Annotated in this window: 19 protein-coding genes and 1 tRNA gene; 15 read left to right on the top strand and 5 right to left on the bottom strand. The window is 53.5% G+C overall.

Annotated features, from left to right (window positions below; genetic code table 11):
- The first annotated feature begins 850 nt into the window (after positions 1-850).
- Entirely contained in the window at positions 851-1291 is a 441-nt protein-coding gene (locus GO984_RS10885) for a hypothetical protein (protein ID WP_157022550.1), read from the top strand.
- A gap of 164 nt (positions 1292-1455) precedes the next feature.
- On the opposite strand, the gene GO984_RS10880 is transcribed toward GO984_RS10885, so the two are convergent.
- Both GO984_RS10880 and GO984_RS10875 read right to left on the bottom strand, forming a co-directional pair.
- Entirely contained in the window at positions 1456-2376 is a 921-nt protein-coding gene (locus tag GO984_RS10880) for a hypothetical protein (protein ID WP_157022549.1), read from the bottom strand.
- A 260-nt stretch (positions 2377-2636) separates the two neighbouring features.
- Positions 2637-2712, bottom strand: a tRNA-Thr gene (locus tag GO984_RS10875).
- Positions 2713-2888: 176 nt separating this feature from the next.
- On the opposite strand from GO984_RS10875, the gene GO984_RS10870 reads away from it, so the two are divergent.
- The 7 genes from GO984_RS10870 (at position 2889) to GO984_RS10840 (ending at position 9487) form a co-directional block, all read left to right on the top strand.
- On the top strand, positions 2889-3764 hold the full coding sequence (locus GO984_RS10870) for a hypothetical protein (protein ID WP_157022548.1): 876 nt from the start codon (positions 2889-2891) through the stop codon (positions 3762-3764).
- 5 nt (positions 3765-3769) lie between these two features.
- A complete protein-coding gene (gene modA / locus GO984_RS10865; RefSeq protein WP_157022547.1) occupies positions 3770-4546 on the top strand; it encodes a molybdate ABC transporter substrate-binding protein in 777 nt (258 codons plus the stop codon).
- Positions 4546-5241, top strand: coding sequence for a molybdate ABC transporter permease subunit (modB, locus tag GO984_RS10860; protein ID WP_157022546.1), 696 nt, complete (start codon positions 4546-4548; stop codon positions 5239-5241). Before modA ends, modB begins: the two co-directional genes overlap by 1 nt.
- Entirely contained in the window at positions 5238-6326 is a 1089-nt protein-coding gene (gene modC, locus GO984_RS10855; RefSeq protein ID WP_157022545.1) for a molybdenum ABC transporter ATP-binding protein, read from the top strand. The genes modB and modC overlap by 4 nt, the downstream gene beginning before the upstream one ends.
- A gap of 279 nt (positions 6327-6605) precedes the next feature.
- Positions 6606-7592, top strand: a complete 987-nt coding sequence (locus GO984_RS10850) for a TRAP transporter substrate-binding protein (protein ID WP_157022544.1) — start codon at positions 6606-6608, stop codon at positions 7590-7592.
- 102 nt (positions 7593-7694) lie between these two features.
- Complete coding sequence (locus tag GO984_RS10845) at positions 7695-8231, top strand: TRAP transporter small permease (protein ID WP_157022543.1); 537 nt, start codon at positions 7695-7697, stop codon at positions 8229-8231.
- On the top strand, positions 8228-9487 hold the full coding sequence (locus GO984_RS10840) for a TRAP transporter large permease (RefSeq protein WP_157022542.1): 1260 nt from the start codon (positions 8228-8230) through the stop codon (positions 9485-9487). The genes GO984_RS10845 and GO984_RS10840 overlap by 4 nt, the downstream gene beginning before the upstream one ends.
- A 48-nt stretch (positions 9488-9535) precedes the next feature.
- On the opposite strand, the gene GO984_RS10835 is transcribed toward GO984_RS10840, so the two are convergent.
- Positions 9536-10018, bottom strand: a complete 483-nt coding sequence (locus GO984_RS10835) for a hypothetical protein (protein WP_157022541.1) — start codon at positions 10016-10018, stop codon at positions 9536-9538.
- Positions 10019-10161: 143 nt separating this feature from the next.
- On the opposite strand from GO984_RS10835, the gene GO984_RS10830 reads away from it, so the two are divergent.
- Positions 10162-11151 (top strand): hypothetical protein, encoded by a 990-nt coding sequence (locus GO984_RS10830; RefSeq protein ID WP_157022540.1) that lies wholly within the window; start codon positions 10162-10164, stop codon positions 11149-11151.
- 199 nt (positions 11152-11350) lie between these two features.
- Positions 11351-12643: an O-acetylhomoserine aminocarboxypropyltransferase/cysteine synthase family protein gene (locus GO984_RS10825; protein ID WP_157022539.1), complete on the top strand. Its 1293-nt coding sequence runs from the start codon at positions 11351-11353 to the stop codon at positions 12641-12643.
- A 52-nt stretch (positions 12644-12695) separates the two neighbouring features.
- On the opposite strand, the gene GO984_RS10820 is transcribed toward GO984_RS10825, so the two are convergent.
- Positions 12696-13412 (bottom strand): SIMPL domain-containing protein, encoded by a 717-nt coding sequence (locus tag GO984_RS10820; protein ID WP_157022538.1) that lies wholly within the window; start codon positions 13410-13412, stop codon positions 12696-12698.
- A gap of 171 nt (positions 13413-13583) precedes the next feature.
- On the opposite strand from GO984_RS10820, the gene GO984_RS10815 reads away from it, so the two are divergent.
- Positions 13584-16124: a hypothetical protein gene (locus tag GO984_RS10815; protein ID WP_157022537.1), complete on the top strand. Its 2541-nt coding sequence runs from the start codon at positions 13584-13586 to the stop codon at positions 16122-16124.
- A 79-nt stretch (positions 16125-16203) separates the two neighbouring features.
- Here GO984_RS10815 and hppD read toward each other — a convergent pair whose 3' ends face one another.
- Entirely contained in the window at positions 16204-17298 is a 1095-nt protein-coding gene (hppD, locus tag GO984_RS10810) for a 4-hydroxyphenylpyruvate dioxygenase (RefSeq protein WP_157022536.1), read from the bottom strand.
- Between the two features lie 145 nt (positions 17299-17443).
- On the opposite strand from hppD, the gene GO984_RS10805 reads away from it, so the two are divergent.
- The 4 genes from GO984_RS10805 to GO984_RS10790 all read left to right on the top strand — a co-directional run bounded on the left by GO984_RS10805 (position 17444) and on the right by GO984_RS10790 (position 21997).
- Entirely contained in the window at positions 17444-17899 is a 456-nt protein-coding gene (locus GO984_RS10805; RefSeq protein ID WP_138162177.1) for an Lrp/AsnC family transcriptional regulator, read from the top strand.
- A gap of 76 nt (positions 17900-17975) precedes the next feature.
- Positions 17976-19196 carry a PAS domain-containing protein gene (locus GO984_RS10800; RefSeq protein WP_157022535.1) on the top strand — a complete coding sequence of 407 codons (1221 nt, stop codon included), beginning with the start codon at positions 17976-17978 and terminating at the stop codon, positions 19194-19196.
- A 117-nt stretch (positions 19197-19313) separates the two neighbouring features.
- Positions 19314-20537 (top strand): PAS domain-containing protein, encoded by a 1224-nt coding sequence (locus GO984_RS10795; RefSeq protein ID WP_167740296.1) that lies wholly within the window; start codon positions 19314-19316, stop codon positions 20535-20537.
- A 239-nt stretch (positions 20538-20776) separates the two neighbouring features.
- Entirely contained in the window at positions 20777-21997 is a 1221-nt protein-coding gene (locus tag GO984_RS10790; protein WP_167740295.1) for a PAS domain-containing protein, read from the top strand.
- The last annotated feature ends 37 nt before the right edge of the window (positions 21998-22034 follow it).

Below are 22034 nucleotides of genomic sequence, written 5' to 3'. Positions count from 1 at the left end.
GCTTCAGTCCCATAGTCAGTCTCCTTTGTTGCAGTAAATGCTATCAAAGGAGCGGCATCAAACTGCGACAGGTCCATATTACGAAGATTTTGACAACGCTGACAGTCGCAGAAATTTTCCAAAAGGGAAGTTCGAAGACTTCAGAAAATTTTTGACGTCGCGGAGCAATGAAACAGAAACTGAGAAACTGGACAAACTCGCAGTCACTTGGCGCTCAGAGTTTGTAAGGGAAGCAACGGAGCGGCTCTTGAGGGGGCTCTTCGTAGCTCTGCCGATCCTCTCTATCTTCATCTTTGCCTATACAATTTTCTATTACATCGGATCATTGCTCTCGAGAAACATCTTCGAATTTTCAGCACTGAGTTCCTACGCACCCCAAGTTACAGCAATCTTAGCAGTTTCTGCGCTTGTCTTCTTTGGGTGGCGGCTCGTCAGAAGGCTGGTTTCCGACGTTATAGCTTGGACCACCGTACATGAGAGCCAGGAAAATTTCTTGGTTCGGGAGCGACGCGTAAGGTTAGCTCAAAAAATCGTAAAGGATGTACTGGAGGATGAAAATTGCAGTCGGTGCATTTTAATTGGACACAGTTTGGGATCATCGATAATTCTGGAAGCGTTTCAACGGCAAAACGCACTTTGCCGAGCAACCAATATCTCAGAGTCCGAGAGGGCGAGTGCGATTGGCTCAATACGGAAAGTGAGCCACATCTTCACAATTGGCAGCCCCATCGAAAAAATTTCTAGCCTATTTTATGCTGATAGTGGTAAAAACCACCGATATCATAAAATTAGGCATAGCAACCCAAACCGACTTGCATGGCCTGCTTGGCACACATCCGGAAGTCCGAGATTGGTAAACTTCTGGTCCCGCTACGATCTAATAAGTTCAAGGATTTCTTCCCTGCAGCCTGCCAATAATGCACCTTGGAAAGGGGTTGAAAATGTAGAAGTTGCTCCAGTCGGAGCGCCTTTCCCTCTCGCAGCCCATTCCGGATACTTTAGAGACACAGGCGCTATGAGTGTAATCTACCAGGCGATTGCGTCAGGAAAAATTAGCGACCAACGGCTAATCCGCTCAGAGTTCAAAAGTGAAATTAAATTAAAATCAAAAATTACTCTTACTCTTCTTTTCCTGACCTCAATAATCGGGGCATTTGTTTGGGTTTACCTAGGGGGTGAAAATGGATGGTTGCAGCTATGTGTGGTTCTCTTAATGCTCTTGTCGTTGTCAGCTACGTTTTCGGTAGTACGCAATGATTTTAAGCGCCACTGGAAAGCGAACGCCGATTGACAGCCAGTGCATACTGGTGCAAAATGATAAGTGGAGTTTGGCACTCACTCCTTGGACAGTGCCCAACAAAGGGGAGGGATGCTCGCATTCCTCCCCGCTTTTTTTGCAATCAATAGATTAAAAAGCCAGCACTTGGCCAGCCCGATAGGCACTCCACTTTCCGTTCAGGGGAGATCAAGAAGTCGATGCCAGTGGTCATCAGGGTTAAACCCGGTTTCATCGTCGCAGGATGAAGTAAAGGACCCAAAAAAGTCCTCAATGCCTCCCTCACCAATCATCCATACAAATGGTAACGGCCTCTGGATCGAGCGAGCCATTCTTTTGACTCGATACATGTCTTCAGCATCGATGTGGACATAGTCTTCGTCCCCGAGCGTGCCTTTCAAAACGTGTTTCCAGAGCTTGGACAGCTGTCGCTCGTTAGCTTTGAAACCAGGCCATTCTTCGTATGTACCATACCTATTTTCGATCGCAGCCCCTAGGCAGAATGAATTGAACAACGCGAGTTCAGCTGCAACACGGGCGAAATGTTCAGCTGCATCTGGGTAAACGAAAGAGCCGCCTCGTCCAGGAGCTCCACTACTCGGGAACCTGTACGAGAAGAGCTCTCGACCGCGTTTTGCCTCCACAAACAGTTGGGTGCTTTTGCTAACCTCTTCAGGAGAAAGCAAAAGTTTAAGTTCTTCCAAGTATTTCTCAATGGCCTTTTCGTGACCTATTTTCAGACTGTTCTTTCCCCAACCGGACCGGGGAGAAGTAAGTAAGTTGGCGCGCACTGCGTTGAACATTCCATAGTAGGCTAGGTAGGGAACAGCCATTTGGAGGTTTTGCTCTTGGGCGTGATCTGCCGATCCAAATTGCAATGTAGCGCCCATTATGAGCTTAAGCGCAACATATTGCCGCTGCAGCCACTCCGCGTGTAACTCTGATGACCATCTCTCCGCTATGTTTGCAAACAGAAGCTTAGTCTTTGCTGCGTACCCAGGCATTCCTGGCTGGCCGATATTTGTCTTTATCTCAATGTTGGGTATTTCACGGAACTCGTAGCTCCAGTCTGTTTCCGCCAACGAATTGATGTCTAACAAAACACTACCCTCTCATAAAACTTCTACTTCTCGCCCCAACAGCCCAGCAAACAGGCGCAAATTTGTAGTGAAGCTGTTCTAGGAGGTCAGTCTATAGCATCCAAAGGCGTCACTTATAGCTACCATCCCAGGTTATCTACCAAGTCGACTAGGTAGAAACCCAACACAGCGCCCCTCATGCCTGGAGCGGGAAAATAGCGTAACTGCACCAACGCAATCACGGATAAGTAACTGATATACAATGAAAAAAGTATGATAAATGGTGCCCCCACACGGACTCGAACCGCGGACCTACTGATTACAAATCAGTTGCTCTACCAGCTGAGCTATAGGGGCTTCCGAGGCACGGATTAGCCTCTCTTTCAAAGACGCGCAAGACGCAAAATCACCTTAAATGGCCAGTTGGCGAAAAAAATTCAAAACTGCTATCAAGTATCAAGCCGTTTGACCTGACCGGCCACTGGCTTTAGTCATGACAAGCTATCGCATTCATCGGGAGATACGGCTTTCAGATGCAGGTTATTGTTCACACCGGCGCTCATGCCACCGAAGAAGACCGCCTGTTGAAAAGTCTGCTGCGCAACAAGGAAGATCTTTCTAAACAAGGTGTAGCAGTCCCTGGTCCAGGAAAGTACCGGACTTTGCTGAAAGATTGCTTTGTCGCATTGGAGGCCGGGTCACCAGCTCCAGATTCGCGGGATGTCCTTTGGGACGCCATTCTGGACGAAGAAGACGCTGAACGCGTGGTGCTGTCCAATCCACATTTTTTTGGATCACAACGTAACGCGCTAGAAGGTGATTACCTCTACCCGGAAGCGGTGCAGCGGATGCGCGATCTGCAGCAGCTTTTCCCCCATGATCAAATCGAGATCTTTATGGGTCTGCGCAACCCTGCCGGATTTTTGCCTGCCCTACTCCAAAAAGCCGCTCCAAAACGGCTGCGCGAAGTCATGAAACAGACCGATCCCCGGCAGCTACGCTGGTCAGAAATGATGGGCCGGCTACGACAGGCGGTGCCGGACATTCCATTAACTGTCTGGTGTTATGAGGATATGCCCCTGACATGGGGGCAGATCATGCGGGACATGGTTGGCGTTGAGACGCACAAAGCCTTGCTAGGTGATTTGGATTTGTTAGCCACAATTATGTCCCCCGAAGGCCTAACACGACTGCGCGCTTATCTAGAGGCGCATAGCGATCTGAGCGAAATGCAAAAGCGTCGTGTCTATGCAGCTTTCCTTGACAAGTTTGCCATTGAAGAAGCCCTGGAAGAAGAGCTGGACCTGCCGGGCTGGACCGAGGAGCTGATAGAAACACTGACCAGTATTTATGACGAGGATATGTATCAACTACAACGCATCCCCGGCGTAACGCTGATAGCGCCCTGATCGCAATGCTATCACTGCTCCACCGCTCCTATCGCTTTAACCTAGCTCTGGTAGTTTGTGTTTCGCTCGCGCCCGGATGGTTGGTGGCAGAGGAGGTCACACTATTCGCAGCCGCCAGCCTTAAAAACGCGCTGGACGAGTTATCCCAGTCCTACGATGGCGAAAAATTGCATATCGCATATGGCGGCAGTTCCGCTTTGACGCGACAAATCCGTCTGGGCGCACCAGCGCAGCTGTTTCTATCGGCGAATACTACCTGGATGCAGGTATTGGAAGACGATGGATTGCTGATTCCAGGCAGCCGCACTGACCTGCTGAGCAATCAATTGGCCCTAATTGCGGCTCCGAATAGCTCCATTACGCTCTCCCCTGCCCCCGGATTTGAACTGGCTGCGACACTTGGAGATGGCGTGTTGGCGATGGCACTGGTCAACGCGGTCCCTGCGGGAATTTACGGACGCGAGGCACTGACGTCACTGGGCGCCTGGGAAAACGTGCAGGACAAAATTGTCCAAACCGACAGTGTGCGCGCTGCGCTACGATTGGTAGCTACAGGCGAAGCACAATTGGGCATCGTCTACGCTAGTGATCTGGGGGCATCACCTCATGTGCGCCTGCTAGGTCTGTTTCCAGCCAAAACACATAGCCCTATCCGCTACCCGATGGCGCTGATCGATCCAGCCACCCCCGAGGCGCAGGCCGTCTATGACTATCTGCGAAGCGATGCGGCACAAGCGGTGTTTGCTCGCCATGGCTTTCGCCCATTGCAAGGGCAAGACTAATGGATTGGTTGGGACCTGAGGAATGGCAGGCTGTGGCATTGTCGCTGAAGGTCGCGATCTGGGCTACGCTGCTGAACCTACCCTTCGCACTCCTGGTGTCACATGCCCTTGCGCGCTGGAGTTTTCCCGGCAAGCAACTGCTGAATGCAATTGTTCATCTGCCGCTGTTCCTGCCACCGGTGGTAACCGGGTATCTGTTGTTGATCACCTTTGGCCGCCGCGCGCCCGTTGGCGCTTGGCTTGAACAAACTTTTGGGCTGGTGCTGGCTTTTCGTTGGACCGGTGCGGTACTGGCTGCCGCCATTATGGGTTTTCCACTGATGGTGCGGGCCATCCGGTTGGCAATAGAAGCCGTTGATCCCAAACTGGAACAGGCGGCGGCAACACTTGGGGCCTCGCGCTTTTGGGTCTTTGCCACCATCACCCTGCCGTTGATCCTGCCCGGTCTGATCGCTGGCGCGGTTTTAGGTTTTGCCAAGGCCATGGGGGAGTTCGGCGCGACCATCACATTTGTCGCTAACATCCCCGGGCAGACCCAAACCCTACCTTCCGCCGTCTACAGTTTCCTACAGGTGCCTGGTGGTGAAGATGCCGCACTACGTTTAGTGGCCATTTCCGTTGCCTTGGCGATGGCTGCGTTAATTGCCTCCGAAATACTGGCGCGGCGCGCGTCCAAACGGATCAACGGCACATGAGCCTGTCTGTCGATATCCGCCATACTCTGGGAGATCTTGTGGTCGAGGTGGCATTTGAAGCGCCCGGAGGCATCACCGCACTGTTTGGACAGTCCGGATCGGGTAAAACAACGGTGATCAATGCGGTTGCCGGTTTGTTGACACCCCAGTCAGGCCGCATTGCCCTGCACTCTTCGGTGTTGTTTGACCACACCCACCGAACAAACGTAGCACCATATCGCCGCCGCCTAGGCTATGTATTTCAAGACGCCCGATTGTTCCCCCACCTAACTGTATTGGGCAACCTGACCTATGGCAGTCGCTTTGCACCGCGCGACAACGCTGGCCCGGCACTCGAAGATGTCACTGACATGCTCGGCATCACGTCTCTGCTGAACCGCCGCCCAGGCGGGCTGTCCGGAGGAGAAAAGCAGCGCGTCGCCATTGGTCGCGCGCTCTTGTCGCATCCTCGCATGTTGCTGATGGATGAACCCTTGGCCGCATTGGACACAAACCGCAAAGAAGAGATCCTGCCCTATCTGGAACAGCTACGAGATGTGACGGGCCTGCCTATTCTTTACGTGAGCCATTCTGTGGCCGAGGTTGCAAGGCTCGCCGACACGGTGGTGGTACTTGATCAGGGGCGGGTGGCACAGGTTGGCCCCACGGAACATGTCTTTTCAGATCCTGGAATGGTGCGTCAACTGGGCCTGCGCGAAGCCGGCGCTGTGCTGCCTGCGACCGTGACCACCCACCACACCGATGGGCTGACCGAGCTGGCTGTGTCAGGTGGCACTCTAATGCTGCCCCAAGTCGACCTGCCCACCGGCGCAAGCACCCGGGTGCGCATCCTGGCCCAGGACGTGATCCTGTCGCGCGAACGACCCGTAGGACTATCGGCGCTGAATATCTTGTCCGCAACAGTTACCGAAATCCGCGCGGGCGGTGGTCCTGGCGTGGTGGTGCAGCTTCAATGTGGACAAGACCACTTGCTGGCGCGGATTACCCGACGCTCGGCGCAAGCTTTGGGGCTGGCGGCAGGCGTGTCTTGCCATGCAGTGATTAAATCCGTGTCGGTGGCGCGCCATGATGTTGGCCGCAGCTAAGGCATAAAACCCTTCCTCTCCAAGCTGATGGCTATGGCACATCACGACAAGAGACACACTGATATACCCGATATCTAAGCAGCTATCATAAAATACTGCTTGACCCGAGGCGTTATTTTAAGCTTAAAATTTATTTCATTGGTTTTCCAAGTCAAAGGGCGGCGCAGATCTCCCAGACTAACGTGCCAATGGCCTGGGGCAGGAAAAAAGCCCTACCCAGGCCCGCTCGACTGCGTAAACTCGCCAAAAACAACAATGATTCTATCAGGGAGACAGAATATGAAAGTGGATTTCAAAACATTGGCCAAAGGCGCCACAATGGTTGCCGCAACCCTTTTGGCCACCACTGCGGCCCAGGCCAAGGATTTTCGTCTTGGCCTGATCACCCCACCACCCCACGTCTGGACCAAAGCTGCCGAAGCCTTTGGTGCGGAGCTGGCAGAGCAATCCGGCGGAGCGCATAGCGTTACTGTGTTCCCTGCACGCCAGTTGGGCAACGAAGCACAGATGCTACAGCAGCTACAGACCGGCGCATTAGATATGGCGTTTATGACTGTGGCAGAAGTGTCAAACCGGGTGCCCAACCTCGGCGCATTTTATGCCCCTTATCTGGCCAATGACATCACCCACGCCGCTGCAATCCTGCGCTCAGACACCGCCAAGGGCATGCTGGATGTCCTGCCCCAAGAAGCGGGCGTGGTGGGTGTTGGCTATGGATCGGCCGGCATGCGTCAGATCCTGACACGCGGAGAAGTGAAATCGGTTGAGGATCTTAAGGGGCAGAAACTGCGGATCACCCCATTTGACCCAATTCTGGATTTCTACAATCTGGTTGGCGCCGCCCCGACCCCAATGCCGCTACCTGCGGTTTATGACGCTTTGGCGAATGGACAGGTTGATGCCATCGACATGGATGTCGAGCTAATCAACGTGCTGAAGTACTATGAGCACGCTGACACCCTGCTGATTTCCAACCACATGATGTTCCCAATGGTGGGTCTGGTCTCCGCTCGGGTTTATGCGGGTCTGTCTGATGACGACAAAGCGATGATCTCGGACCTGATGGCCAAGCATGTGGACAGCACTCTGGACGCCTATGTTGCCAAGTCTCCAGCCTGGACCGAAAGCCTGAACGGTGTTGGCATCAATGTGATGACTGTGGATGCCGAGTTCTTTGGCCCGGTCATGGGCGAATGGGAGAGCATCTGGTCCGCCAAAGCACCATCCTTGCCCGACCTGCGCGCAGCGGCTGACGCAGCTAAGTAAGTCTTTACTTTATCCAACGGGCCAAAGCTAATTTGGCCCGTTGAAATTACACCGGTCCAGCGCGACGATCGGACATCCCAAACTAAAAAATGAGGCAGCCATATGCTGTATCGGGCATCCACAGCCTGGGCGCGTGTCGAAGTTTTCTGCGCCGCAACCCTCGCCGCATCTGTATCCGGACTAATCCTGCTAAACGTCGTCACCCGCGCGATGGGAAACTCCATCTATTGGGTCGATGAAGCCGCGATCTATGCCATGGTCTGGATGTGCTTTCTCGCTGCCTCAGCAGCGGTACATCACCGCAGCGCCGTTGCTGTTACTCTAATACCGGAACTTGCCCCCGCTCGCGTTGGCTATGTGTTGGGCCGGTTTGCCGATCTCACTGTCTTTGTCTTTGCTGCATTGTTGATCTGGATCTGCTGGCGCTGGTTCATGCCACTGGAACTGGCCAGGCAAGGCTTTGACATCAAAGCCTTCCAAGGCGCCACTTTCAACTTTGTCTACGCCGAGCCCACCAATACCCTGGGGATCAAAAAAGTCTGGGTCTGGCTCGTGGTACCAGTCTTTGCATTTGGCGCTCTGCTTCATGCAACGGCCAACTTGTTCCACCCAGCCCCGGCAGAGGAAGACACTCCATGACACCGCTTCTGTTTCTGATCCTGCTGTTTGCTTCTGTTCCGATTGCTCTGGTGCTCTCCCTGACCGCGCTGTGGTACATCTATGACAGCGGCAATACCGTTCTATATGACAGCTTCTCGCAGCAGATGTTTGCTGGGGTCGAGAATTATGGGCTGATGGCAATCCCCCTCTTCATCCTAACCGGTGAGTTGATGAACGAAGGCGGCATGACCCAGCGGTTGGTCCACGCTGCGCGGGTCTTTGTTGGCGGATTTCGGGGCGGGCTAGCCTATATCAACCTGCTGGCCAACATGTTCATGGCTGCCATCATCGGCTCTGCCGCCAGCCAAATTGCAGTCATGTCGCGTGCTATGGTGCCAGCGATGACCAAAGAGGGCTATGATCCCGGTTTCGCAGCGGCCACCACCGCAGCTGGCGGTTTGCTGGCCCCTGTGATCCCACCGTCGATGCTGTTTGTTATTTATGGCGTGTTGGCACAACTGCCTATTGGAGATCTGTTCATTGCAGGCATCATTCCCGGCCTGATCATGGCGAGCACATTTTTTGTTGTTGTCGCCCTGATCGGTCTGAAACAGCAATTTCCACGCGGCACATGGATGTCCCGCCCCGAGGCCATCGCAGCTTTGCGCAGTTCCCTGCCCGCCTTTCTGATTCCGCTGGCCATCGTAGGCGGCATCCTGTTTGGTATCGCCACGCCAACCGAGAGCGCCGCTGTAGCCTCACTTATTGCCTTTGGTGTTGGCTGGTTGATCTACCGCGAAATCTCTCCACGAGATTTGGGAAAACTGTTTGTACGGACCGCTACCAATTCATCTCTGGTGATCTTCATGATTGCCGCTGCCAATGTATTTGGTTGGGTGGTCATTTATGAAGAGCTGCCGCAAAAACTGGCTCATTTCATCTCATCCGTGACCTCGGACCCGTTCACCTTCCTACTGATCGTCAACGCCTGTTTGCTGTTTGTCGGCATGTTGATTGATGGGATTGCAGCCCTCATTTTGGTGACCCCGATCCTGCTGCCAATTGCGATGAACAACTACGACATCGACCCATTCCAGTTTGGCGTGGTGATCTGTCTAAATCTGGTGCTGGGACTACTGACGCCCCCGGTTGGGGTCGGGTTGTATATCGCCTCGGCAATGTCCGGAGTGCGCCCTTTCACCATCTTTGTGGCACTTTGGCCGTTCTTGCTGGCGGTGACACTGATCCTGATCCTGCTCAGCTATTTCCCTTTGCTCAGCACTGCCCTGATCTGAACCCCTAGCGGTGCCACATGGCACCGCTTGCCTCTTGCGGCCCTGCCCTTAGTTTTGAGGCTGCCCCATCCGATTGAACACAACCTGTTCCTTCGACAAGTCGTCATAGGTCAGGTGAACCTCGATCTGCGTGATAGAGCCAAGTTCATAGCTGCGATACGGCAGACCATCTGCTTCGGTGATCCCATTGGGTGCGCCTTGGTCCAGATGACATTCTGGCAACGGCCAGATTTCAGGTGGCGCCCCATTCACGCCCAGTTCCATTTGAACCAATCCACAGCGCCATGACCAAATATGTGTCACATACAGCAGATCCTGCCCGTCAAATTCGCGCACCGAAATCCAATTGCCTTGGGTCATTCCCAAAATAGGTTTCACTTCGGCCGCAGTGGTGAATTGCCCGGAAGGCACCTGTGGTTCGGCCACCAATGCAACCTCAGACACTGGGGCTACAGTCACCGACCCCGTTGACACACCATCCCCAGTGGACTGAATTGTTGCAGCAATTGCCGCCAAAAAAAGATCAAACATATCGCAAACTCCCAAAAATAACGCAGGGCAAATAAAAACATCCGCTGAATTCAATTGTAGTCTTTTGGACCGCTGACGCCACACCTATAGTCTGGGCAACAGGCAACAATGGCCCCAAACAACAGGTGGCAAACGGGGATGGCATGGGCAGTAAACCCTTTAACATAGTAATTGTGGGCCAATCCGGTCGGCTGCAATACGAAGCAATGCTGTTTGCAGCATCCCTGCGGCATTGCTCGCCCGACTTCGATGGCCGCCTGTTTATCGCCGTTCCCCAGCCCGGCCCTAACTGGCGCGGCAACCCAAGTATCCGCGACGCCGATGTATTGGCCACACTTGAGCAACTCGGCGCAGAAATTCTACCGTTTGAGAACAAGGTATTTGGCCAGGAATACCCCTATGGAAACAAAATCGAAGCCTTGCAGGCCATGCCCAGGGATGAACCTTTTGTGTTCTTTGACACGGATACACTGATCACCGGCGACCTGATGTCAGTGCCTTTTGATTTTTCACGCCCGTCGGCCTCACTTCGCCGCGAAGGGACTTGGCCCAAGCCAACCCTCTATGGACCCGGCTATACTGAGATATGGCGATCTCTCTACACCCGATTTGGATTGGATTTCGACAGCAGCCTGGATCTGAGCCAGCCCGACGAATACTGGCAACGATATCTCTATTTCAACGCTGGTTTTTTCTACGGCGCCTGTCCACAGGTGTTTGGCGCACGCTTTCTTGAATACGCTCAATCCGTCCAAGATGATCTGCCACCGGAACTCATTGGGCAAGAACTGAACCCCTGGTTGGATCAGGTTGTTCTTCCACTGGTCATTCATTCCTTCGGTGGCAGCCGCGATGCCCTGCCCGCGGGCTACCTGGATGGCGACGTCAGCTGCCACTACCGTCTTCTGCCAATGCTCTACGCACGAGAAAGCGATCGCGTGGTTGAAGTGCTCGAACAGATTTGTGCGCCCAACAAGATCAAGAAAGTACTGAAAGGATCAGATCCGATCAAACGCATGGTCTATCAGGGGCGCGGCGAAAAGGTACGGGTGATGTTCGATCGCGACCACCTGCCCCGGCGTGAACAGGCGATCCGCAATCAAATCAAAAAAGCCGGGTTCTGGATGCGGTGACCGGGTAGATTTGCGCCTAGCTATTTCTCATCTTTCACCCGCTCTGAACGCTTGAAAAAGGTAAGATATCGACGGAAACTATTCCCACTTCGCGGGGTAGATTGGTCAGACTGTTCCAATTTCACCCGTTTTCGTTGTGCCAGGCCCTTGGGTGCCTTACACCCAAAATGATAGTTACTTTGTTAATGGAGACAGCCATATGACCGAAGCTCCCACCTACGGGTTTGACACATTACAAATTCACGCCGGCGCCAAGCCGGATCCGGCCACCGGCGCCCGGCAAACTCCAATTTATCAAACCACGGCTTATGTGTTCCGCGATGCGGATCACGCGGCAGCGCTGTTCAACCTTCAAGAAGTTGGATTCATCTACTCGCGTCTGACCAACCCCACAGTGGCAGTTCTGCAAGAGCGGATCGCAACCCTTGAAGGCGGCGTTGGGGCTGTGTGCTGTTCGTCAGGTCACGCCGCACAGATCATGGCGCTGTTCCCACTGATGCGGCCCGGTTGCAACGTTGTTGCCTCGACCCGGCTCTATGGTGGCACCGTCACCCAACTGAGCCAGACCATCAAGCGCTTTGGCTGGGAAGCCAAGTTTGTCGACACCGACGATCTGGACGCTGTAGCGGCCGCAATTGATGAAAACACCCGTGCAGTATTCTGCGAATCCATTGCCAATCCGGGCGGCTATGTCACTGATATTCGGGCCTTGGCTGATGTGTCAGATGCGGCAGGTATTCCACTGATTGTGGACAACACCTCGGCCACGCCTTATCTGTGCAACCCAATCAAGCAAGGCGCCACACTGGTGGTCCATTCGACCACCAAATACCTGACGGGCAACGGCACCGTCACCGGTGGTTGTATTGTTGACTCAGGCCAGTTTGACTGGTCCGCAAATGACAAGTTCCCCTCTCTCAGCGAACCAGAAACTGCCTATCACGGGCTGAAGTTCCACGAAACTTTTGGGGCTCTGGCCTTCACCTTTCATGGCATTGCCATCGGCCTGCGTGATCTGGGTATGACAATGAACCCACAGGCTGCGCACTATACGTTGATGGGCATTGAAACCCTCAGTCTGCGGATGCAGCGGCATGTGGAGAATGCTGTGACCGTGGCAACCTGGCTAGAGGCAGATCCAAGAGTTGACTATGTCACCTATGCTGGCCTGCCATCGTCGCCTTATTATGATCGGGCACAAACCTGTTACCCCAAAGGCGCTGGTGGGCTTTTCACCTTTGCAGTCAAAGGTGGCTATGACGCCTGCGTCGAGCTGGTAAATTCGCTGGAAATTTTCAGCCATGTGGCAAACCTCGGTGATACGCGGTCGCTGATCATCCACTCAGCCTCGACCACGCACCGCCAGCTGTCACCGGAACAGCAAGAGGCCGCTGGTGCGGGTCCCAACGTGGTTCGATTGTCGATTGGAACCGAAGATTCCAAGGATTTGATTGCGGATCTTGACCAGGCTCTGGCCAAAGCCTGCGGCTGATCATACCTACAGCGAAAAAATAAGGGCCGGGCAAATCGCCCGGCCTTTCACGTTATTCCGCTACCGTTTCGGCGATACTAAACACCACCGAAACATTGTATGAGAAACTCAGCTCTCCTGCTTCGATAGGCATGGCACTGCTTCGCGCCATTTCCATTGACATAGGGTATCCACCGTTGCCGCCCTGATCGGTGATTGATTGTACAGGCCCCAGGGTCACCCCTGCGGCAGTCGCCAGCTGTTCAGCCTTTCGGATGGCATCCTTGACCGCAGCACCACGGATCTGGTCCTGCACTTTGCTTGGATCCACAACACCAAACTGTAGTCCCCGAAATTCATTGGCACCTGCACGAAGGACCTGATCCAGAACCTCACCCAGCTTATCAAGATCACGCACTCTCAATTGTAACGTGTTGCTGGCTGTAAAACTGGTAATCTTGCGATCATTCCCACCACTAAGAGACCCCGCTTTCGTCCAGTTTGGATGCACTGAAATCTGCTGGGTTTGCATATCCTCGGGCTTAATCCCAACACTCTGCAACTGATCAACCACAGCCACCATCGATTTTGAAACTGCCGACATCGCATCAACGGCCTCGTCTGCCCGATCGGTAACACCCAGTGTTATCAGGGCAAGCGACGGTGGAACTTGTATGTTCGCTTCTCCAGAAACAGATATTTGACGCTGTACATTGGGTTCAGCCGCCCAAGCCGCGCCTGAAGACAACATCAGCATCAGAGCCGAAATAACGAATTTCTTGCTGTTCATACTAAATCTCCTTTTCAAAACTGATAAATGAGGACGCCAATCAACTCTGACAAGATCATTTATGTCTGTTTTCCTTTTCCTCGGCGGTCTCCTGCTTTAGAGTTGCAGTGCAAGCCGATATGGTTGCAACACTGTCTTGGACACTAACGATTTGGATGGTCTAACCACATCATGAAACCGGGCTTTGCATTATCGCTGTCTCCGGATGGCATCTCTCTCTTGCACCGGGCCGCCGGAGGCTGGCGGCTGGTCGGCAGTGTAGGCTTAGACGTTCCAGATTTAAGCGTGGCTCTGGCTGATCTGCAAGCATTGGCACAGCAATTGGACGCAGGACCGATATCCTGCAAACTGATCATCCCCAATGGTCAGATACGTTACCTAACCATCGACACCGGCAATGTGGATGACGGTGTGCGGATGGACATGGCGCGCGCTGCGCTGGATGGCGCGACGCCTTATCCAGTCGACGAGCTGGCCTTTGACCTCTCGCAAGACGGCGAGTTGACCCATGTGGCAGCGGTTGCCATCGAAACTCTGGACGAAGCTGAAACCTTTGCCAGCGACCACGGGTTTATCCCCACCAGCTTTGTAGCAGCACCAGGGGACGTTGACTTCCTTGGCGAACCCTTCTTTGGCACAACGCGCGCTGTTCGTGGCATCGAAATTGAACCGGATGGCATAGCTGTTGTAAACGTCGGCCCTGCCGAAATCCCTCAGACATCTCCTGAGAACGAGAAACAAGCTGCGCCCAAAGTCGCGACGACGAAGGAAGACGAAGCAAAGCCTGGGCTGGACGAGCCGGTTTCGTCAACCACTGCAGGTGCCCCGTCAACCGAAGGGGCTACTGATGAACCCAAACCTGTGCCGATCCCCGGCTTTAGCAGCCGCCGGGGTAAGCAGGATGCGGCGATAGCCCCCCCGCTACAGGGTGCCAGCCGTGAGGCGCTCGCGGATGAATTGCCTACTAAGCCCCAGCCTCCAGCCCCCACGTCACCGGAACATCCTGAGTTATCTCACACGGCACGGGCATCCGGCCCTGCAGAACTTAGCGACGCCCCCTTGCCGCAAGTCTCGGCTCCATCTGTCACCGGGCCCGATGAACGGTCAGAGGTTGCCCCGCCAGTTTCAACTCCCGACAATACCGCCTTTCTGAGCCGAAGACAGACGCCGAAGGTTGCAAATAAGACAGCTAAGGTAAGGCCCGTATCCGGCATTCAGCCCGCAGCAGCAAAACAGCAGTCTCGCGACGGGTTGGGTAGCGATCCCTTTGCCCTACGTGAGCCGCAGCAAGTTGGTGGCAAACCAAAGTTTCTGGGACTGGCATTGATTGCGGTGTTACTGTTGTTCATGGCTGCGGCAGCGGCCTGGGCTGTCTATACCAAAGGGTCGATTTTTTTCTTTGGCCCAGAAGTGAGCGCCTCTGGGCCTGACCCGAGCCCAACGCCAGACCAGCAGCCAACCTCTGAAACACAACTTGATGGACCACGCACCTCTCCTGTTCCCGAAGTCAACACGGTGCCAGAACAGGTTCCAGAAATTCTCGCACCACAGGTCAGCGCTCTCCCTGAAAACCTGTCTGTTCTTACCGTCCCGCCAGTTGCCGTTGAAACAGAAACAGCCAGCCTATCTGGCACCGACAGCGCGGTTCTGGACGCCCTACGGCAACCGCTCCAAACGGATCTGGACCCCGAAGCGGTTGCTGATGGTGTTGCAGAAGAGGTCGAACGCCCCGAACTATCACAAGCTGCGCAATATGCCGCCACCGGTATTTGGCAAAGCTTACCTGACGTTCCCGAATTGCCCGCAGTAATTGGCCTGAACGACCTATACGTCGCTTCAATTGACAATACAGACTTGTCTCAGGATGCCGTTGCCCTGCCAGCAACGACCGATTTCACCACAGACGCCGAACTGGATTTCGTCACCTCTCCGGTCGCCGCAGGCAACGCGTTTGATCTCGATGAACGCGGATTGGTTCGAGCCACTCCCGAAGGCACCCTGAATCCCGACGGTGTTATGGTGTATCTCGGCCGCCCCAGCCGCGTACCACCGCCCACCCCCAATCGCCCCGACGCCGAAGCCGAAGCACAAATTGACGAGCAACAGGCAGTATTGGCGCGTCTACGTCCCCGCGCCCGACCAGATGATCTGGTAGAACAGGCCGAACGCGCGCAATTGGGAGGCCTCAGCCTAGCCGAATTGGGTCAGAAACGCCCACGTGCACGTCCCGCCAGTTCACGTCCCGCCAACGAGGACAGCCTACCGACCACAGAGCAGGCCATTGCCACATCGGTCGTCCCGAAAGGCCGCCCTGTTAATTTTGCCAACCTTGTCGACCGGGCTCAACGCAATACGGAAAACATCCCAGCCTCGGCCTCCGCCTCAACTGCGGGGGTTTTGACGCGACCAGCAGCTGAAGCAGCAGCCGCAGCCATCGCCCCTGAAACAGTAACTCCTTCGATCCCGACGTCGGCATCCGTAGCCCGACAGGCCACGCTGGAGAACTCGATCAACCTGCGCAAAGTCAATCTGATTGGTGTTTACGGAACGCCGTCAAACCGCCGTGCACTGGTTCGGCTGTCCTCGGGCCGTTACAAGAAGGTCAAGGTCGGAGACAGAATTGATGGCGGGCAAGTGGTCGCCATAGGCGACGCTGAATTGCGCTATCAAAAAGGCGGTCGAAACGTCACGCTAAAGATCCCCAACGGTTAAACAACGCCCCCTAAAAGCAAAGAACCCAGAAGCCTTTAGCTCCTGGGTCCATTCCTGACTGGTAGTCAATTGTGCTTAGTTAGGCGGTCTCGATTTCGCCATTTGCGATCTGCTCACGCTCGATCGATTCAAACAACGCCTTAAAGTTACCCTCACCAAAGCCATCATCGCCTTTGCGCTGAATGAACTCAAAGAAGATCGGTCCAATCACTGTCTTCGAAAAGATTTGCAGCAGGATTTTGGTTTCACCACCTTCGTCTACACCTTCACCATCGATCAGAATGCCATGCTTCATCATCAGCTCTTTTGGCTCGTCATGGCCCACGACCCTGTCGTACGACAGATCATAGTAGGTCTCATTCGGACCCGGCATGAACTTCAAACCCTTATCAGCAATCTTATCGGTGCTGGTATAGATATCATCAGAACCCACAGCGATGTGCTGGATTCCCTCGCCTTTGTACTTCTTCAAATAGGCAACAATCTGACCGGTTTCACCGCTATCCTCGTTGATCGGAATGCGGATGCGTCCACATGGCGAGGTCAGAGCGCGGCTGCGCAGGCCTGTGTACTTGCCCTGAATATCAAAGAACCGGATTTCCTTGAAATTGAACAACTCTCCATAGAACTTGAACCACTTGTCCATGTTCCCTTTGAACACATTGTGGGTCAGGTGATCCAGGTAGAAGAAACCATCGCCACGAGGCTTTGATTCACACAGCCAGTCAAACTCTTCGTTGAACGGCGATGTGTCGGAATACTGATCAATGAAATAGATAAGTGAGCCACCAATGCCTTTGATCGCCGGTACATTCATTGTCTTGTCGGTTGCGTCATAGAGCTCTGCGCCTTTTGACACCGCGTGGTCATAGGCCTGTTTTGCGTCGACGACCCGCCACCCCATTGAAGGGGCGCAGGGACCGTGTTCGTCAACAAAACGCGCTGCAAAACTCTCAGGCTCTGCATTTAGAATGTATGTCACATCCCCTTGCTGCCACAACTCAACGTTTTTGCTTTTGTGACGGCCAGTCAACGCATAGCCCATGCGTGCAAACAGCTCACGCAGTTCTTGTGGCTCAGGGCTGGCGAATTCGACAAATTCGAAACCGTCAGTACCTGCGGGGTTTTCATCCGAGATGGTGGATTTTGGAGCGGTGTGTGGGAACGGACCCATAATGTGGCCTCCTGCTTGCGCGTTACATTGGTTGCACACATAATATCGCAATTCAGATGCTTGTTTTGCGCATAGTTCATCACCCCAAGCACTATCGGCACGCAAATTTTATGCTAAAGTGATATTTCATGACGAAAGTACGCACATGTTAGACGCCACTGACACCAAACTCCTCGCTGCCTTACAGGCAGATGCTCACCTGACGGCACAGCAATTGGGCGAGCTTCTTAACCTTTCTCCCAGTCAGGCCGGACGCCGTCGGCAGCGGCTGGAAAGTGAGGGATTTATCCAGGGGTATTCCGCCCGGCTTGACGCTACAAAGCTTGGATTACAGGTTCAGGGTTTTGTGCAGGTGCACCTTGGCAGCCACGGCCCAAAACAGTCAGCCAGCTTTGCCACTTTAATTAGCACCCGCCCCGAAATCACCTCGGCCTGGACTATGACCGGCGAAGCGGATTATCTGCTGCGGGTCTATTGTGCTGACCTGCCTGGATTAAACACGCTGCTGCACGAGGTTCTGCTGCCTCATCCAGCCGTGTCTCGCGTACAAAGTCAAATCGTGATGGATCAACTGAAACGCGACGCACCTCTGCCGACATGAGATCGAATTAATAAAACTTGAGCACTTACCTCATAGGTTGATTCCGTAACCAGTTAAAGTTGTATCGGAATCGCTTATGTCTTTTCATGACCGCCGTCAGGAAGCCCGTCCCACGTCTGGAGAAGCTCCCTTTGGACTAAATGAGGTGTTTTTCTCACGCACCGATGACCGCGGTATCATCCGCGCCTACAATTATGTGTTCCACCGTGTAGCGCATTACAAAGCCAAAGACCTTCTGGGCAAACCGCATAAAATCATCCGCCACCCGGATATGCCGCGTGGTGTTTTTCATCTGTTCTGGGACACTCTCAAAAGTGGGCGCTTTATGGGGGCCTATGTCAAAAACAAAGCCAAGGACGGGCTACACTATTGGGTGTTTGCAGTGGTTGCCCACACAAGTGATGGCTACCTATCTGCACGTATCAAGCCCAGCAGCTCACTCTTCACGACCGTTATGTCTGAATACGACGCCCTTCTTGAAGCGGAAAAAAAAGAGGAGCTAAGCCCAGAGCAGAGTGCCGCGCGTCTTTTGGAGAGATTGAAGGCTCTCGGCTTTGATGATTATCATAGCTTCGCAGCCTACGCCCTGGCAGAGGAACTGACCGCACGGGATGCGGGGTTGAATGCAGTTCCGGACCCAAAAATTACCGAGTTTCGCACCAAACTCGATCACGCAGACGAACTGGTGAACGAAACCGAAGGTCTGGTCCAAGAGTTCGAAGCGATGCGGACCATCCCTCACAATCTTCGTGTCATTGCCTCACGCATTGAACCAGCTGGCGGGCCGGTAACCGTGTTGTCACAGAATTATGGGACGATGTCGCGTGATATGTCCGATTGGTTTGCAACACATGTGTTGGGGGAAAACAGCAACTTTGCTGCGATCAAGGGCACCGTCAATAACAGCATGTTTGTCGAATGCATGGCCCGAATAATGATCGAATGCGACACCCAGTTGCAAAAAGAAAAACGTGATATTGAGGGTATCAATATGCAACAGGAACGCAAAATCTTAGGGGACTTGGTCAAAGATCAGCGTAAAAGCGCCCGCGACGGATTAGCGAACGTAAATTTCGAAGCCGACCGCATTCTAACCGCCTGCAATGTGATGCATCGACACTTCCTAGGGCTCAGTTCAACCCGCGTATTGTGTAAAATTGAAAGTGCTCGACTACCCACAGAAGGCGAAGCGCTGACTGCAATCATCGATCAGCTTGGGATCTTTCAAGCTCGAATTTCTTCGCAATTAGAACGTATTGCCCATCTAAGCAGTGCAATTCAGGCTTCTGATCATTAGCGTCCTGCGGGCGGCAAGTCGATTTTGCCACTCGCCGCGAATGGCAAGCATTAATTCTCCAAAAAGATTCGGTTGTTAGGAACAGATAGTGCCTTTTAACAACTCCGGAATCGCAACGTGTCATTTGTAGATCGCAAAATCGAAGTCCGCCCTTCCCGTGGCGATGCCCCATTTAAGCTTGAGGAAGTCTTTTTCTCTCGTACAGATGAACGCGGCGTAATCGAGTCCGGGAATTCAGTTTTCAGCCGTGTAGCCCACTATGATTGGGACGAACTACAAGGCGCACCACATAAACTGATCCGTCATCCAGACATGCCGAAAGGCGTGTTTTGGCTATTGTGGGATCGGCTAAAGCGCGGCCAATCCATTGGGGCCTATGTCAAAAACCAAGCCAAGGATGGGTTGTCATACTGGGTATTTGCGGTCGTAACGCCCTGTGAGGGCGGCTATCTATCCGCACGCATAAAACCCAGCAGCGAACTGTTTTCCACAGTCGAAGCTGAGTACGCCAAACTTCTTACTGCTGAGGCCGAAGAAGGGCTGAGCCCTGAGGACAGCGCAAAACGGTTGCTGGAGCGTCTGACCGAACTGGGGTTTGATGAGTATGAAAAACTGTCGACCCATGCATTGAGCCAAGAGTTGGTTGCACGAGATGCCGGGCTGGGCAATCCGCCCAACCAGAAAATCAAAAAATTTCACAGCATGCTCGAAAGTGCAGAAGAGCTGACCCAGGAAACCGAATCCCTGGTTCAGGAATTTGAAGCGATGCGGACAATCCCGCACAACCTTCGCGTCATTGCATCGCGGATCGAACCGGCTGGCGGCCCCGTTACCGTGCTGTCACAGAACTACGGCACCATGTCGCGCGACATGTCTGAATGGTTTGAGAAACATGTACTTGGTGAAAATAGTAACTTTTCTGCTATCAAAAGCACTGTAAATCTAAGCATGTTTGCCGAATGCTTGGCCTCTATCCTCAGGGACTGCGACAAACAACTTACGACAGAACAAACCGACCATGGCCATATTGACCTTGAAAAAGAGCACGAATTGCTTGCCAGCCTTATTGCCCGGCAGGCAGACAAGGCTGAGACTGGCCTGCGTGACGTCAGTATTGAAGCTGATCGTATCCTGAACGCCTGCACTGTCATGCATCGACATTTTCTTGGGCTCAGTTCTACCCGCGTGCTGTGTAAGATCGAAAGTGCGCGTTTGTCGCGAGACGGTGAAACCCTGACCACAATCATTGACCAACTTGGTGTGTTTCAGGCTCGCATTTCGGCGCAACTTGACCGTATTGGACAGTTGAGCACCGCAATCCGCGCCTCTGAAAACGACTGACAACCGATCCGTCGCACGTCTGCTGAAAAACCCTGTTGCATTGATCCGAATGCAGCAGGGTTTTACCTTTTGGGGGTTCGCGACAACAGGTCTAATAGTGTATGCCCACCTCCCCCCCACGTATCGACGGGAGTGGAAATAGTGTCGCACCTACGGCAAAGACACCTGACAATTAATCTCTCAAAAAGGACCGCAAGATAAAAAGGAGGAGGAACAAGTAACAATACCGGAATACCAAAGTGTCGTACATCGAACGCCGAATCGATACCCGCCCTGTGCGTGGTGAAGCCCAGTTCAAGTTGAAAGAAGTCTTCTTCTCTCGCACTGATGACCGTGGCGTCATTCAGGCTGGCAACCACATATTTGCAGAGGTTTCAAACTACCCTTGGTCAGAACTACACGGTGCCCCCCACAAACGGATCCGCCATCCAGATATGCCCAAGGGTGTGTTCTGGTTGTTTTGGGACACACTCAAACGTGGAAAAAGCATCGGTGCCTACGTTAAAAACCAAACCAAAGACGGGTTGTATTATTGGGTGTTCTCCATGGCCATGCCCTGTGAAGGCGGCTATCTGTCGGCGCGGATCAAACCCACCAGTTCAACGTTTGCCATCATTGAGGAAGAATACGCCAGCCTGCTCAAAGCCGAGCAGGAGGAAAACCTCAGCCCGGAAGACAGCGCAAAACGGTTGCTGGCTCGGCTACGGGAATTGGGGTTTGCCGATTACCCAACATTTGCGGCCCACGCATTGAGCCAGGAACTGATCGCGCGCGATACAGGTCTGAACAGAAAGCCCGACCAAGGCATCAACGACTCGCTCTCTATGCTTTCAAACGCCGAGGAGCTGACCCAGGAAACTGACGCGCTGGTGCAAGAGTTTGAAGCGATGCGTACCATCCCGCACAATCTGCGCGTCATTGCGTCCCGCATCGAACCTGCCGGTGGCCCCGTGACAGTTCTGTCGCAGAACTATGGCACCATGTCCCGCGAGATGTCGGAGTGGTTTGAACGCAATGTCTTGGGTGAAAACAGCAACTTCTCAGTCATCAAAGGTACCATTAGCCATAGTATGTTTGTTCAATGTGTCGCACGCATTCTCGAAGAATGTGACAGCCACATTAAGACGGAACGCAGATCAATGGATGGGGTTGATATGGATCGCGAGCGCGCGGTTCTCGGAAAATTGATTGCCCGCCAAAATCTTCAGGCCGACGATGGCCTGAAAGAAGTGAGCGTCGAGGCACAGCGGATCCTTTCAGCCTGCGAAGTTATGCACCGCCATTTCCTGGGTCTCAGCTCAACCCGCGTGCTCTGCAAAATTGAGAGTGCAAGACTTTCCACCGAAGGGGATGCGCTTACTGCCATCATCGATCAGCTTGGCGTGTTTCAGGAGCGCATATCGGCGCAGCTTGGCCATATCGCCCAGTTAAGCACCGAAATCCGCGCACGCGACCACTAGATCTTTTGCCATCCAGGATTGGCAATCTTGGATGGCA

The sequence above is a fragment of the Parasedimentitalea huanghaiensis genome (genome assembly GCF_009753675.1).
Lineage (GTDB): Bacteria > Pseudomonadota > Alphaproteobacteria > Rhodobacterales > Rhodobacteraceae > Parasedimentitalea > Parasedimentitalea huanghaiensis.
This window is presented reverse-complemented; position numbering and strand designations above follow the sequence as displayed.